This window comes from Chryseobacterium amylolyticum (assembly GCF_051011775.1).
GTDB lineage: Bacteria > Bacteroidota > Bacteroidia > Flavobacteriales > Weeksellaceae > Chryseobacterium.
In genome coordinates, this window is sequence record NZ_JBPCHX010000002.1 from 567,598 (window position 1) to 582,188 (window position 14,591).

20 protein-coding genes are annotated in these 14,591 nt (G+C 37.0%); 4 read left to right on the plus strand and 16 right to left on the minus strand.

Annotated features, from left to right (window positions below):
- Positions 1-16: 16 nt before the first annotated feature.
- Genes ACR1PO_RS07700 through ACR1PO_RS07710 form a run of 3 tightly spaced genes read right to left on the minus strand, consistent with a single transcriptional unit; the run spans position 17 to position 1,939 of the window.
- The gene (locus ACR1PO_RS07700) at positions 17-835 is read right to left on the minus strand and encodes an AraC family transcriptional regulator (protein ID WP_433986378.1); all 819 of its coding nucleotides are present in this window, start codon (positions 833-835) and stop codon (positions 17-19) included.
- An 11-nt stretch (positions 836-846) separates the two neighbouring features.
- Entirely contained in the window at positions 847-1,341 is a 495-nt protein-coding gene (locus tag ACR1PO_RS07705; RefSeq protein ID WP_433986379.1) for a GNAT family N-acetyltransferase, read from the minus strand.
- Positions 1,319-1,939, minus strand: a complete 621-nt coding sequence (locus tag ACR1PO_RS07710; RefSeq protein WP_433986380.1) for a TetR/AcrR family transcriptional regulator — start codon at positions 1,937-1,939, stop codon at positions 1,319-1,321. Before ACR1PO_RS07710 ends, ACR1PO_RS07705 begins: the two co-directional genes overlap by 23 nt.
- 97 nt (positions 1,940-2,036) lie before the next feature.
- Here ACR1PO_RS07710 and ACR1PO_RS07715 point away from each other — a divergent pair, with 97 nt between their 5' ends.
- Positions 2,037-2,171: a hypothetical protein gene (locus tag ACR1PO_RS07715; protein ID WP_332385029.1), complete on the plus strand. Its 135-nt coding sequence runs from the start codon at positions 2,037-2,039 to the stop codon at positions 2,169-2,171.
- Positions 2,171-2,524: a hypothetical protein gene (locus tag ACR1PO_RS07720; RefSeq protein ID WP_433986381.1), complete on the plus strand. Its 354-nt coding sequence runs from the start codon at positions 2,171-2,173 to the stop codon at positions 2,522-2,524. The genes ACR1PO_RS07715 and ACR1PO_RS07720 overlap by 1 nt, the downstream gene beginning before the upstream one ends.
- A gap of 91 nt (positions 2,525-2,615) precedes the next feature.
- Here ACR1PO_RS07720 and ACR1PO_RS07725 read toward each other — a convergent pair whose 3' ends face one another.
- Together ACR1PO_RS07725 and ACR1PO_RS07730 are read right to left on the minus strand one after the other, a co-directional pair.
- Positions 2,616-4,988 (minus strand): TonB-dependent receptor, encoded by a 2,373-nt coding sequence (locus ACR1PO_RS07725; RefSeq protein ID WP_433986382.1) that lies wholly within the window; start codon positions 4,986-4,988, stop codon positions 2,616-2,618.
- Between the two features lie 228 nt (positions 4,989-5,216).
- On the minus strand, positions 5,217-5,840 hold the full coding sequence (locus ACR1PO_RS07730) for a hypothetical protein (RefSeq protein ID WP_433986383.1): 624 nt from the start codon (positions 5,838-5,840) through the stop codon (positions 5,217-5,219).
- Between the two features lie 188 nt (positions 5,841-6,028).
- Between ACR1PO_RS07730 and ACR1PO_RS07735 the strand changes: the two genes are divergently transcribed.
- Positions 6,029-6,592 carry a TetR/AcrR family transcriptional regulator gene (locus ACR1PO_RS07735; RefSeq protein WP_433986384.1) on the plus strand — a complete coding sequence of 188 codons (564 nt, stop codon included), beginning with the start codon at positions 6,029-6,031 and terminating at the stop codon, positions 6,590-6,592.
- A 40-nt stretch (positions 6,593-6,632) separates the two neighbouring features.
- Positions 6,633-8,036 carry an MFS transporter gene (locus ACR1PO_RS07740; RefSeq protein WP_433986385.1) on the plus strand — a complete coding sequence of 468 codons (1,404 nt, stop codon included), beginning with the start codon at positions 6,633-6,635 and terminating at the stop codon, positions 8,034-8,036.
- Positions 8,037-8,043: 7 nt separating this feature from the next.
- Here the strand turns inward: ACR1PO_RS07740 and ACR1PO_RS07745 are convergent, their stop codons facing one another.
- From ACR1PO_RS07745 to ACR1PO_RS07795, 11 genes are all read right to left on the minus strand, one after another.
- On the minus strand, positions 8,044-8,373 hold the full coding sequence (locus ACR1PO_RS07745; RefSeq protein ID WP_433986386.1) for a serine hydrolase domain-containing protein: 330 nt from the start codon (positions 8,371-8,373) through the stop codon (positions 8,044-8,046).
- A gap of 17 nt (positions 8,374-8,390) precedes the next feature.
- A complete protein-coding gene (locus ACR1PO_RS07750) occupies positions 8,391-9,143 on the minus strand; it encodes a serine hydrolase domain-containing protein (protein WP_433986387.1) in 753 nt (250 codons plus the stop codon).
- Between the two features lie 102 nt (positions 9,144-9,245).
- Entirely contained in the window at positions 9,246-10,526 is a 1,281-nt protein-coding gene (locus ACR1PO_RS07755; protein WP_433986388.1) for a serine hydrolase domain-containing protein, read from the minus strand.
- An 80-nt stretch (positions 10,527-10,606) separates the two neighbouring features.
- Complete coding sequence (locus ACR1PO_RS07760) at positions 10,607-11,338, minus strand: class I SAM-dependent methyltransferase (protein WP_332385041.1); 732 nt, start codon at positions 11,336-11,338, stop codon at positions 10,607-10,609.
- Between the two features lie 157 nt (positions 11,339-11,495).
- A complete protein-coding gene (locus tag ACR1PO_RS07765) occupies positions 11,496-11,909 on the minus strand; it encodes an SRPBCC family protein (protein WP_332385042.1) in 414 nt (137 codons plus the stop codon).
- Positions 11,910-11,911: 2 nt separating this feature from the next.
- A complete protein-coding gene (locus ACR1PO_RS07770; protein ID WP_332385043.1) occupies positions 11,912-12,415 on the minus strand; it encodes an SRPBCC family protein in 504 nt (167 codons plus the stop codon).
- A gap of 43 nt (positions 12,416-12,458) precedes the next feature.
- Complete coding sequence (locus ACR1PO_RS07775) at positions 12,459-12,779, minus strand: ArsR/SmtB family transcription factor (RefSeq protein WP_332385044.1); 321 nt, start codon at positions 12,777-12,779, stop codon at positions 12,459-12,461.
- Between the two features lie 158 nt (positions 12,780-12,937).
- A complete protein-coding gene (locus ACR1PO_RS07780) occupies positions 12,938-13,138 on the minus strand; it encodes a YqaE/Pmp3 family membrane protein (protein WP_433986389.1) in 201 nt (66 codons plus the stop codon).
- A 29-nt stretch (positions 13,139-13,167) separates the two neighbouring features.
- Complete coding sequence (locus ACR1PO_RS07785; RefSeq protein WP_433986390.1) at positions 13,168-13,551, minus strand: tetratricopeptide repeat protein; 384 nt, start codon at positions 13,549-13,551, stop codon at positions 13,168-13,170.
- 85 nt (positions 13,552-13,636) lie between these two features.
- Entirely contained in the window at positions 13,637-14,056 is a 420-nt protein-coding gene (locus ACR1PO_RS07790; RefSeq protein ID WP_433986391.1) for a DUF1801 domain-containing protein, read from the minus strand.
- Between the two features lie 116 nt (positions 14,057-14,172).
- Positions 14,173-14,586 carry an immunity protein PIM1 family protein gene (locus ACR1PO_RS07795; RefSeq protein ID WP_332385047.1) on the minus strand — a complete coding sequence of 138 codons (414 nt, stop codon included), beginning with the start codon at positions 14,584-14,586 and terminating at the stop codon, positions 14,173-14,175.
- Between the last annotated feature and the right edge of the window lie 5 nt (positions 14,587-14,591).

The window sequence follows — 14,591 nt, forward strand, 5'->3', positions numbered from 1 at the left end:
AAGAAAACGAAACGGCCTATCCGGACTTTGGATTGCAGATATCCTGCTGGAATTTCAGATACTGTGCCGGTGAAATGTTGATAAAATGTCTGAAATCATGGATGAGCTGGCTCTGATCATAATAACCGCATTCATCAATGATGGTAAACCATTGGACCTTATTCTGTTTTCCGGTTTCCTGCTCAATAATTTTGATTGCTTTTAAAAAACGGTTATACCGGTTAATTTCCTTTAAGGAATATCCAAACTGTTCCTTCTGTTTTCGCTGGATGTTTCTCTCCGTTTGCCGGGTCTGTTCTGCAATCACTTTTATTGGGTTTAAAAGATCATTTTCAAAACTGCTTAGCAGCTTGCCGGTAATGTCCTGATATTGAAGATAAGGCTTGCAGAATTCAAGAATATGATCCACCTGTGCTGTGGCGGAATGTAATTCTGCCAGCTGATGCCACAGTTCTGTAAAACAATTTTCTTCCAGCAATTCGTCAGGATGTCTTACGGATTGCTCAATAGATGCTTTCCCGAAAAACCTGTAGAATGCACCATCTTTAAAATTGGCCACTAAAATGGAGCAGCCGGCAGGAAGTGTATAATCAAAGGCTTGCCTCACAGGACCGAATACCATACATTTATCAACATGTACGTTTGTCTTTTCCAGGGTAGACATGGTGGCGCTTTCTCCAAAACAGAATAATAGAATCGTATGGTAGGTGGGTAAAAGTGTTTTGGTGACCGGTCTTTCAGCTGTGTTTTCAGCAAAATAAAAATGCGTGAATATATTTTCAAATTCCTCTGGAACTGAAATTCTGAACTCATTATATTCCGGTGGTAATTCCATTATTCAGAAAATTAAAGGAAACTTTTTATCATTTTATAATTGGTCAAATTTACTCCTTTAATATTGACCTCTTGTTCCTGAACCATCTGAAAACCAATTTTCTCAAAAAATGGTCTGGCAGTTTTGCTTACATCCGCTGTCAGTTGTTTTTCATGCTGCCGGAATGCTTCTTTTTCAATCTCCTGATAAAGAATTGATGCAATACCTTTTTGCTGCTCATCTTTGTGAACAAAAAGAAGATCGATATAATTTCCCTGATCAAGAGTACAAAAACCAACGATCTTATTTTCGTTGAGAGCAATTACAACATACTGATCTCTGATCACTTTCGTCCATCTTTCTTCATTTTCAGCTCCGGATTTCCATGCTTCGAGCTGTTGAGGTGTATAATCTTTTCTGCACACTGCATCTATAGTGGTTGCAAAAAGCTGCAACATTTCCGGAAGATCTGCTTCACTGCCTTTTCGGATGGTCATACTGTGGCTATCGGATATATTGCTGTTCATAAAGCTTTTGCTGTTCTTTATTGAGAAGTGGATAAAAAAGATTCATCTGAAGAAGCGTATAATGCTGTATAGCTTCTTCAGGACTCAGCTTCAGGATAAGCCTGTTATGGGTAAGCCAGTTATCTGCAATGATAAAAATTTGTTCAGTAAGGCAGTCTACAATAAAGAGGGGAACATCCTTCTGAAAAATACGGCTCCTCTGGAGATCTGAAAAAATCAGTTGAAACTCTTCTTTTCTGCTGAAATTAATGCCCTCATACCTGGATTCTATTTCAGGAATCTGATTCAGTATATCTATAAAATTGATGAATATAAAGCGGTAGGAATAAAAGATTTCACAAGTGGAAAAGGTAAACTGATAAAGGTCTTCCAGGGTTTTATGTTCCTTTTCTTTCATATGGTTCAGGAGCTCATCCATTTTCAAAGTTAGCTCTGAGAAAAGAATTTTAATAATGTCTTCCGAATGCCTGAAATGATAATGCAGATTTCCCGCACTGATATTGAGCTCAGCCGCGATATGCCTGGTAGTAATATTATTATACCCCTTGTCATTAAATAACTCCAGTGCTTTAGACAGAATCTTATCCTTGGTCTTCATAGTTCAAAGATAAGAATATACAGATTGAAATAAATCATATTTTTAAATTAGAACATTTGTTCTAATTTCATATATTTGCATTATAAATCTTGTCATAATGGAAGGAAAGCAGAAATTCGATTACGAATCAGCAGAAAGGACCGAAACAGAAAAGAAAACGGATCCGCAGGAAGTGATATCAAAAATCCTGCAGGTCATCCTTGGAGTTATCATGGCAGTACTTCATATGTAATGAAAAAAAGAATTTCATATTGGTTTTTGCTGGGGCTTGCAGCATGGGGCTTGATTGTTCTTATGAGGCAGACCGGAATTTACATTCCTGTTATCAATAATTATTTTACAGACTGTATTACTGTTCCCATGTATTGTTATCTGATAGAATATGTGATGAATAATGTTTTAGGTTATCATTGGAGACCTGACCTTAAATTTGTACTGACTTCGGTACTTTATCTCTCATTTTTATTTGAAATACTTTGTCCAGGCTTATCCGGAAATTTTACAGGTGATTTGTTTGATGCACTGGCTTATAGCGCCGGTGGAACAATATATTATTTTATAAAGGTCAAGCCTTTGGAAACATAGTGAAATAAAGCCGGCAGCTTCATATCGTAAGGAAGCTGCCGGCGGTGCTATAGTTTTTATCCTGATTTGTAATAATTGATGAAGATGAAATTTAATTACTGCCGCCCGCCCGGTTTGATTCCTCAAATTTCACCTGCTTGGTAGCTCCTTTAACATTATTGTTTCCAAACTTATAGGTAAGAGAAAGGTGGACATTCCGGGTAATTCCTTTGTACTGAAAATCAATATTATAAGCAGGATAATACTCAATTCCTTTTTCACGGTTGGTATTCAGAATATCGTTAAGATACAGATTAACCAGCAGCTTTTTTTCCATAAATGCCAGTTTCATACCCGTATACAGTGAAGAACTGTTGTAATAATATGAATTTCCAACCCTGTTAGGAAGACTGCCCCAAAGCCCCAGCATAAAAGTGACTGTTTTTTCTTTGTTGAGGAAGAAACTGTTATCGATATTAAGATTGGCACTGTATCCTGCAGGAGCAGTCAGTATCAAAGGATCATATGATTTTGATTTCGTATAATATCCGTTTACAAATACTGTAGATTCCAGCCATTTCAGCTTGTTGTAGTTATAGCTGATATTAATGCCTGCCTGATCTTCATTGTAAAAATTTTTAGCGACTGTGTATCTGTAATCACCATCTACCATTTGTACTCTGTCCCAGCTATCCTTATTGTAATTGTAATATAAAGTGATATTGAGATTATTGTTCAGAACATATCCAAATTCGAAATTATCTGAAAACGTAGGTAAAAGGTAAGGATTACCGGTGCTGTATTCGTACTCGGAAGTGTAATATCTGAAAGGATTCAGGTTACCGAAATAAGGACGTGAAATTCTTCGTGAATAGTTAAGAGAAAATGAATGATTCTCATTAGGCTTATAACTGATATAAGCAGTAGGGAAAAATTTTCCGTAATTGATCTTTGCTGAGGTGTCATCATTCATGGAAATCCCTTCCAATGTGGTGTACTCATAGCGGAGACCGGCTTTTGCATCCCATTTTTCACTGATTTTAAAGTTGGTAGAAAAGTAAACCGCATAATTTTCTTCATTATAAAAGAACGTGTTGGTTCTGCCCGGGTTCAGGTCATACTGTCCGTTGTTGATATTGAAAAAATTAAATTCAGAATCATTTTTAATCTTAGTATACTTTATACCGGATTCTGTTTTGATTTTGGCGAATGTTTTTTCAAGGTCAGCCTGCCCGGAATAAATGCGGTATTTGCTGATGGGATTGGCCATGGTAGAAATCGTTTCCGTAGTAATGGTATTGGAAAAATTTCTGGCATTGGAATTATTAAGCATCAGATTGGCGGTAATATTCAGCTTGCCTCCTGCACTGTCAAGCTTTGTTTCATAAAATGCCGTGGCGTTGTGAACATCCCTGCTGTTCCGGTTCCTGAAGTTGGAAAGAATATTCAGAAATCCTTCATCATTGGACCTTACAGCCTGGCTTTCTCCTTTTTCCAGAGGATTACTGTGTGAATAATTGTAATTGATTCCGATAAGATTTTTATCATTGATCTTGTATTCAGCCTTTGCATTACCACCTTTATACCTGTAGTTATTGAGATTCTGAGTATCCCGGTTCCAGTAATCATTATTGTTGTTGGCGGAAAGGTAATTATAGGTGGTGTAGTACCAGTAATTATCTCCCACGGAAAGATTGGTGCTCAGAGATAACTTTTCTCCCTGATAATTGAATGTAGCCCCACTTCTTGCTGATACTGTAGGTCTGCCCCAGAAATAGTTACCTGAAGTCTGAACAGATCCGTTCCAGCCCAGGTTGGCGTTCTTTTTGAGAATAATGTTGATCAGTCCGCTTTTTCCTTCTGCATCATACTTTGCAGGTGGAGTGGTGATGACTTCAATTTTAAGAATATCATCGGAGCGTAATGTTTTCAGGTAGTTGATCAGTTCCTGGCCATTAAGATTCAGCAGTCTGTCATTGATCATCACTGCCACATTACTTTTTCCGGCAATGCTTATAGCGTCATCACTGGTTTTTACCATCGGTGTTTTCGCGAGCGCTTCTATCGCATCAATTCCCTGAGAGGCAACAGAGTTTTCAACATTGAAAACCAGGCGGTCTACTTTTCTTTCGAATAATTTCTTCTTTGCAGTAACGGTCACCCCTTCTATTTTCTGTTCGGTGACAGGTGCTTCTTTAATTTGCAGATCTTTTCTGTGTGTTCCCTTTACCGTAATTTTTTCACTATTGGTTTTTACCCCGTCTTTTATGATCTCAAATAAATATTCTCCGTCTTCTTTCAATGGAATTTTAAACATCCCTTTATCGTCTGTGATGGCTGAAAACTTCACATCATTTTTGGTAATCAGGACTTCGGTTTCCAATGCCGGTTTATTGTCTTTGTCTGTAATAATCCCTTCAACACTCTGCGCAAAAAGAAAAGACGAAGAAATAAGACTTAAAAGAATGGTAATCTTCCGATTCATATTTTTAGTTTATATCAAAGACAATTATTTTGTCTTTGATATTACATCGTATGGTGAAGAATCTTTTTTAATGCTGATAAATATTGAGGTTTTATTTTTTGGGAATATATCCGTTCAGGACATGCTTTTACTGATGAGAGACAGAAGCTGTCAAACACTGTTTTGAGTGGGAAATAATGTTCTTATAAAAGTCCTGAATTGCAGAAAGAGGTCTGAAAAGCCTCTATTTTATTGTTGTTCCAGCTTGATAATAGGGCCTTTGTAAAACCGGGTCAGATCATATAAATCTGTAAAATGCTGCTGGAGATCCGGAATGACCTTACCGTCAAATTCCTTCACATTGCACTGGTCCTCCGCGAGCACGTATAAAGACTGATTATCCGGTTTCAGATACTCACAGAGGATATTTTCCTGATGCTGTTCTTTATTGAGAATTTCCGTGAGAAAAATTCCATAGATCAGAAACTGGTTGAAATTGCCGGAATCCACGATATAATTCATGTCCTGTTTCAGGAGTTTTTCATAGTCAGAAAGGATTTTAAGAAAATTTTCGGCATGAACGGTTGTCGGAATTTCATAAAAAAGATCAATACCATTGATAAAAAGCTGTGTTTTGGCCTCTTCGTGATCTGAAGAATATACTTTGGTAAACCACTGGAAAATAAGTAAGAGTTCCTCCTGGGTGAGCTCTTCCACAGAATCTTTTACTTTGTTTTTAATATTTTCAAGGGTGTGTACTGCATCAGGTGGAAGGTGTTTCAGAATATTCTCTTCTTCACGACTGAGCTTATTGTACAAATTAATTTTGGCAATAGTTGGATTGGTTTTGATGAAATAAAGTTCTTCCGCCATAGTTATTTACCAAATAGTCTTTTATAATGGTTATTAAAGATACAAAATATGCTTCAACTTTATTAAAAAAAATAATATGCACTGAATGGTACAGTTATTTTTACTGTTTCAGAAGTGTAATCAATTTTATCTGTGTTAAAAATAGATAGACTTATCTATTTTTTGTTTAGATTTGTAAAAATTTATCGATGAAAAAGGAAAAAGTGCGAGACAGAATTATCAGGGTTGCCTCAGATCTGTTTTATAAGCAAGGGTTTAATTCTACAGGAATCAATCAGATTATTGCAGAGGCTGATATCGCTATAGGTTCACTTTACAACCACTTTTCATCTAAGAACGATCTTCTGCAGGCTTATCTGATCAAACAGGAATCGGATTGGTTTGAAGGGTTTGAAAACAGTACATCGAACATCTCAGACCCCAAAGAAAAACTTTTAAACCTGATTGATTACAGGAAAAAATTGCAGCAGACTTCAAAGTTTGCCGGATGTCATTTTATTAAAATTGTCTCTGAAATAGGAGAGGGCAATCCTTCCGTATCCGGTTTTGCCCAACGGCATAAAGAAAAGCAAAAGGATTTGATCACAGCCCTTGTAAAAGAATACGGAATGCAAAGACAGGTTTCTGACCCGGATCTGTTAGCAGAGAATATTTTTTTGCTAATAGAAGGAGCAGTTGTTGCATCCACAATCAGGAGACAAAATGATTCCTTTGATCAGGTGAAAAAAATTGTTGAGGGATTACTACCTTAATTTTTTTTGATCTTAAAAAAATAGATATATCTATATAAAAATGAAACATAACTATTTGAAATTATTGGTGATATTATCGGGTCAGTTATTGACGATTATGGATATTTTTATCATTAACGTATCTATTCCATCTATCCAAAGGGATCTGCGTGCCGGCAGCGGGGAAATTCAGTTTATGATTGCAGCTTACCTCATCGGATTTGCCTCTTTTCAGATTACCGGCGGCAGATTGGGTGATGTGTATGGCAGAAAGAAGGTCTATATGATCGGATTAGCAGCTTTTATGCTGAGTTCGGTGGCTTGCGGAATTTCCGCAGGGGCCGGCCAGCTGGTTGTTTCAAGGTTTATCCAGGGGGTAAGCGCTGCCATGATGGCCCCACAGGTACTTTCAATGATACAGCTACTGTTTTCTGATCATCAGGAACGCACAAAAGCAATGGGATGGTATGGGATTACAATCGGGGCAGGAACTATTCTGGGACAGTTCCTGGGCGGATATTTTTCCTCATTAACAATGATGGAAGAACCCTGGCGGCTTATCTTTCTGATGAATATTCCGGTATGCCTGCCGGCCATTTTTCTTAGTCTGAAAGTATTAAACGAATCTAAAACACCAGTGAAACAATCCTTCAATATGAGTGGTGTTGTAATGCTTTCCGCCGGATTGTTCTGTGCTGCCTATGCATTAACAATATCTGAACATGAGGAGATTCATCTCAAAAATGCTTCATTGATGGTGGTCTCAGTAATTATTCTTTTTATTTTTATTAAAAACCAAAAGAAAAGAATCAGAGATGAACGATCTTATCTGATTGATTTTGAATTGTTCCGGTATAAAAATTTCAATCTTGGAATCGTGGCAGTTTCCCTGTTTTTTATTATGCTGGATTCCTATTTTTATATTCTTTCGCTTTTTTTTCAGGACGGATTAAAAATAAACCCTTTAAAAGCCGGTGAAATCATTGTATTTCAGGGGCTGGGTTTTATACTTGCCTCCGTTATTTCTGTAAGACTGATTTTACGATATGGAAAAAAAGCCCTGGTTGCTGGACTGGTGTTTATTATTGTTATTCTTATTTTTCAGCTGTTCTTATTCAGTATGGAGGCGGATTTTCCGCTTTTCTGTCTGTTATTGTTTCTGCATGGGTTGGGAGTAGGTTCCATTATTCCTTCGCTGGCCAATATTGCGTTATCCGGCATGTCTGAAAAACTGATAGGAAATGCGTCAGGGGTATATAATACCTTTCAGCAGATTGCTGCCATCATAGGAATTGTTGCTATTGGAAGCATATTTTATTATTTTCTCGGAGAAAAACCTGCAGTACAGCATTATCAGAGAGCTTTTTCGGTGACCTTACTGATCAATATTTTCTGTCTGATTCTGGTTATTGCTTCTGTGGTTAAAGTTCCCGATCATGTTCTTCCGGAAATACGTAAACAATAACATTGACTTATTTCTGTGGCATCTTTGCTGAAGTTTTGAACTCAATTAAAGCTGCCTTTGCAATATTCCTGGTAACTTCAGTCGGAGAATGGCAATCACAATTACTGAATCCTACCACATAAATGTCTTCACCGGGAATGTAAACTCCCATACTCTTAAATCCAAATATACTTCCACCATGTTCACGGTCAGGAATCCCGCTGATATCCTTCAGATGCCATCCATATCCATAGGTAAATTCCTCACCATTATTCAGTTTATATTTCTGAAATGCTTTTTGAGTTTCCTTAGAATTCAGCAAAATATTCTGATTCAGAGCCTGTTGCCATTTCAGCATATCATCCACAGTAGACATCAGTGAGCCTGAAGAAAATGGACACTGAAACTGATGGCTGTTTTATTTACAAATCCCTGCTCTTTTTTGTGATAGCCATATGCTCTTTGCCGGATAACTTTCCTGTCAGACGCATAGTAAGAGTGAGACATTCCTGCTTTATCAAAGATATTTTTCTTGATAAAATCTTCATAAGAAGCTCCTGAGACCAATTCGATGATATAACCCAGAACCACATACCCGGAATTGTTGTAATCAAATTTTTCTCCCGGTGCAAAATCCACAGGTTCCCTTTTAAAAAAATTCACCATTTCTTCCGGTTTCATCTCTTTTTGGGCAATGGAAGAGAGAGACTTCATTTTGGTAAAATCTTTAATTCCTGAAGTATGGGTCAGAAGATGATGAATCGTAATATGATCTCCGTCAGGATAATCTTTAATATACCTGGAGACAGGATCGCTGACATTAAGTTTGCCTTGCTGTTCAAGCATCAGAATTGCTATAGCTGTGAATTGTTTGGTCATAGATCCAATCTGAAAAACAAAATCAGGTGTCAGATTGACATTAAGTTCCAGGCTGGCTTTTCCAAATGCTTTCCTGTAGATATTTTTGCCGTTTTTAGTAATCATGAAAACGCCGCCGGGTTCGTCATGATTCCCGAATTCTGTCTGGATAATGCTGTCGATTTTCTTTTCAAATCCATTGATCTGGGCATCTGTTGTATTGAAAAGTAAAAACAAGGCAAGGCCGGTTATTAGTTTTTTAATATGCATATGGATGTATTTTGTTATGCAAAGATATGATATTTTTATATTACTATGTTATACAATATAGTTATTTATATTTATGCTTTGATGTCTAAAAAAGAATATTAATTATTGTATTTTTCTGGTATTGAATTTAACACCTGTTGAAATAATCATTAAGTGGTATTGATTATTTTCTCCAATTAAAAACTGATAGCCGTCTTCAGATCCCGGGTTATCAAAAAAAGAGGTCGGGGATTCCGGGTAGATTTTTGTTTTCTCTCCGTCTTTATCAAGGATATACAGAAAATGATTTTCCAGGATGACTGTGAAAACCTGTGACAAATCAGCTTCAAGAGCAAATTTTCCGGTGTATTGTTTGAGAACTTCATCAGAAACTTCAATTGCTTTCCTGTTTATTTTTTGAGGAATACGATAGGGCTGGCCATTCAAAAGATTAATGATATCTTCAGTCACTTTCTGGAAAGGGATATCTGTGAAATTTGAAGTAAAAATAAAGGTGATTCCTGATTTTAAATCCTGATAGTAATAGGCTCTGTAACCCGGTCTTCCTCCTGCCTGGATCAATTGGCTGTCTTTTCCGAACATGGTAAGGACGAGGTCTTTTCTGAGATTCTTTCCGGAAATGAGCTGCTGACTAAAGCTGTATAAATCGTCAATCGTCGAAAAATAATTTCCGGTTTCAAACCGGTTGATGCTGCTATGGGAAACAGGAATAATTTTACCGTTTTCAGCTGAAAATCCATAAGCAAAATCAGACAATGATCGGGAAGAATTAAACTCACCTGTGTTTTTCAGCTGGTATTTTTTGATGATCTCTTCCTGGATAAAATGCCAGTATCCTTTATCAGACAATTGGTCAATAAGATAATGCAAGATAAAATATCCCACATTGGAATATAAGGTCTGGGTTCCGGGTTCGAACTGTAAAGACTCCTGCTTTGCCAGTTCTATAGTCTTTTCAAGGCTGAGGTGATCATATTTTTCGTAATCTTTAATTTCCCTTGGAAGGCCGGACTGATGAAATAATAGATTTTCAATAGAAATTTTTCCTCCGTTTGGAAAATCAGAAATGTATTGATTAAGGTGGTCTGACAGTTTAAGTTTTCCTTGCTCAACCAGTTTCAGTATCCCATATTTGACAAATATTTTTGAAACTGAAGCAATAATGAATTTACTGTTCTTATTGACCAGTAAAGCCTTGTCTTCACCAGAAATAGTATAGGTCTTGTCAAGAAGAACTTTATTGTCTTTGGCAATTTTTACATTTCCGTTAAAATTTTTCAGATCCGTGAGTGCTGTAAAGTATTGATCAAGCTCCTTGCTGTATTGCTGCGCAGAAAGTTTTACTGAAAATATAAGAATGAAGAAAAAGTTTAAAAGCTTCATAACCTGTTATTTGTGATATTTGCAAATATACATTTTAATCGCTGATATTTTTTTAAGGTTATTTCCCTACACTTTTTCAATTATTTTTCAATGGAGATCAATAGCATCATAGGCCTGCGGAGCTCTTCCTTCATTTCCGGAATTTCTTTGATCATTTCCCGGCTGGGCTCAGGTTCTGTGACTTCTCTGATGGTGAAGCCATGTTTTAATAAAGTATTTAAATATGACGTTAAAGTGCGGTGGTATTTGATAACATTTTCTCCCAGAAAAGTGGTATTTCTTTTTCCTTCCAGAAAGTAGCGGTCCACAGGCCAGCTGATTTTTTCTCCGTTTTTATCATATATCCAGTCCTGGCCTCCTTCTGCTGTAAAAACAGGATGTTCTACTGAGAAAACAAATGACCCGCCGGGAGTAAGCCATTGGTAAATATTATGGATCAAAGCATCAAATGACTCTACATAATGCAAAGTAAGTGAACTGAGTATCACATCAAATTTTTCAGCAGGATAATCAACATCTTCAAGGGCTTTTCTTTCATATTGAATCCCTTCCAGATTGTTGATTTCTTTTGCTTTGGATAACATTCTTTCCGAAAGATCAATTCCAATCACGGATTTTGCTCCGTTTTCCATAGCATAACGGCAATGCCACCCGAAACCGCATCCAAGGTCCAGCACATTCTTCCCATGGAAGTCAGGAAGCATATTTTTTAAAGTATGCCATTCTCCGGCTCCTTCCAGCCCGATTTGAGAGCGGAGCATCTTTTCATACTGGTCAAAAAATGACGGGTTGTCGTATTTATTTTCTTTCATAGTGGCAGAGAATTTATCATGACATTATTTCTTACTGAAAATAAGAGCTGAGTAAATTTACAACAATTATATCGGAATTCTGAGAGAGTCTGACTGAAAAGCAAAAGCTGAATGCTCTGCATCCAGCTTTATATTATTGTTCCCGATCAGAAATTTTTTAGTTTGTTTCCGTATACTTTTTGAAATTATCAAGAATTGCCTGCCAGCCTCCTTTCTGCATTTCTTCAGGATTTTGGTTTTCAGGATCGAAAGCTACATTCAGCTGGGTTTGTCCGTTATTTTCTTTAAAATCAACATGAACCTCTCTTCCGTCAGGCATAGTATATGTAAAGTTTTTACCCTCATTTATTTCATTATAAACAGCTTCAAAGTCGAAACCGAAACTTCCGTCTTTTGCTTCCATTCTGGCTGCATATTTCCCTCCGACTTTCATATCATTGGAAGCGGAAGGACATTGCCATGAAGGATCTGCGAAATTCCACCGGGTGATATGCTCAGGATTGGTGTAGTAATTCCATACTTTTTGTGCATCTGCATTGATGGTGGCAGAAACTGTGATTTTGCGGGTCATGTTTATTGAGTTAATGTTAATAGTAATTCATCAAGTTTTTCAAGCGTCGCGATCATGCCCTGTTCCATTCCCATTTCGATAATGGTTTCCAGATCAGTTAAGGATTCATAGCTTACAACGGTTTCTACAAGGGTATTTTCATTCTTATCTGTGAAAGTTACTGTCCATTCTGCCTGAGGGAGGTGGGTGTTGATCTCTCCTTTTTCATTACAGAAGGCATCGCTTGAAGTATAGGAGTCAATCGGATTGATCTTATGGTAGCTTACCCAGCCCCAGTACTCTGTCCCGTTAGGCTCCACCATGGCATAATGCCAATGTCCTCCTTCACGGAATTCCATTGATTTTGTCTTGGTGGTCAGAGGTTTCGGAGCAAACCAGCGGTCAAGAAGCTCACTTTTTGTATAACAGTCCCAGACCATTTGTCTGTTGGCCATAAATTCACGTCTGATAGTAAGGGTGTTCTTTTCTTTGTCTGCAAGAAAATCGAACTGAAGATGATGTTTCATAATAGTATTTTTATAGTTTGTTTTGGTTTTACTTTGTCGAGTTTTATTTCTGCTGGCTTTTCAATGTAGCCAGTAAAGTGTCAAGCTGTTCGAAGCGGTTTTCCCAGATCTTTCTGAACTGTTCCAGCCAATGATCTATTTCTTTCATTTTATCAATTTCTAACAGGTAATAAATTTCTCTTCCCTGGTGATTTTGAGTTACCAGTTCGCACTCCGTCAGGATTTTCAGGTGTTTTGAAACCGCCTGTCTTGTGGTATCAAAATGCTCTGCTATGGCATTCGGTGTCATGGCCTGTACTGCGATCAGTGCAATAATGGCCCGGCGTGTAGGATCAGCTATAGCCTGGAAAATATCTCTTCTCATCAATAACAATTTTTAAATGAAACCATATGGTTGCAAATATATGTGCAACTTTTCGGTTTCGCAAGTTTTTTCTGGAAAATTTACTTATCAGAAATTAAAAATGATGAAATAAACTGTGTAATTATTTTATAATCAGCGTTTTGGTTGTCGGTGAAAAATTATTTTTTGTTTTGTCTAAGGGCTCTAATTAATTTTTCATTCCGTTTATCTGCTCTTTCATTTTGTAAAGAAAGTGCAGCCCAAATGGCAGCAGGGAGCCAGCCGATCAGGGTGATCTGTAAAATCAGACAGATAATTCCTGTGAAAATTTTTCCACGGACAATAAAGGATAAGAAGGGAAGTAAGATAGCCAGTAACATGATTTTGACTTTTAATTGAACCGATTTTTTTAACGCGATTGAGGCTCAAAATGAGCTTTAAAAGTAAGAGGATCTTCTGTTTTGTCCTCAGCTTCTTCAAGGTATTCAAGATATTCTTCCTGATGTTTTCCCATATAAACAAGCACAATGGAAAGGTTGATAAACAGGTTTTTGTCTTTAGAACCCAGATTTAATGCCGTCTTTAAATACTCCAAAGCTTTTTCATTCTCCCCCATATCAGAATAAACAGCGCCTATATTTATTAAAGCAGAAGTATTTTCAGGCTCAATAAGCAGAATTTCTTCCAGCTCTCTGACCAGCAGATCGTTTATGGTATCCCAATGATCTTCATTTTCCCATCTTTTAGCCTGAAGTTTTTTTACGTTTTCTAGTCTTAGTGTTATGCTGCTCATTATTTAAAATTAAAGGATGCATGTTTTGTTATGCTGTACAAATTTAGCTTTATTAAATATAGATGTCATTAAGAGGTAAGAATAATTACCCTTTAATCCCGTCCAATATTGCGGCTTTCAGTATTTCAGTATTGATATCTTTCAACGCTTTGAATTTAATGCAATACCCTGTTATACTGGCTTTACCTATTTTTTCTCCGTAAGTTTCAGGTAAATAGGTTTTATCATTGATATTCATAATGTATATTGAAATCCCGGTAGTATTGGCACTCAACCCAATCTGATAGAAATCTCTGGTTTTTCCTCCGGCGTATTGCATGGTATACGATCCGTAGCCGATATTGGGATTGGACACAGTTTTATTTTCACTGTCTTTACCATCAAGAAACCACAGCCGGCATTCCGGCATAAGTTCGAGGATAATGCGGTGAAGCTCCCGCATATCATTGCATTTCTTTTCAGAATGACTGTTGATATAATCTTTGATTTGTTCCTGAATGTCCATATTAAATTTAACGTTGCTAAAAACGACTAATTTATCAATTTTTAAGGTAGGGTAATATGATTATCAACAAAAAAAGAACAGCAATTGCTGTTCTGTTGTACTTTATCATTTTTGATTTACTGAATCAGTTCTTCCATTGTTTTTTCTGTTTTCATCAGCTCACCCTGAGGGATCTGATGATGAAGATAAGTGAAAAGCAAATTGGTTACCCAATTGTTTTCAATCTGATGAACAGAGTAAGAGCAGATCAGGCCAAAATCATCAGAAATATAAGCCGGAAGGTCAGAGGAACCTGTAGTTTTGAAGACAGATACAAAAATTTCCTTTCGGATATCACTGATTCTGTCTTCAGTCTCCTCATCAGTAACCTTCTCTTCAACGGTGCGATATGCTTTCATCCATGCATCAGAAAATTCTGCAGAATCTCTGTTATCAAGAATCTCATCTATCTTTTCGGGAGTAATACCGGTAAGAGCCGTTTTCAAAGCATCATTAAAAATGGCTTCCAGCTTATTGATTTTTTCTGTCATAATTT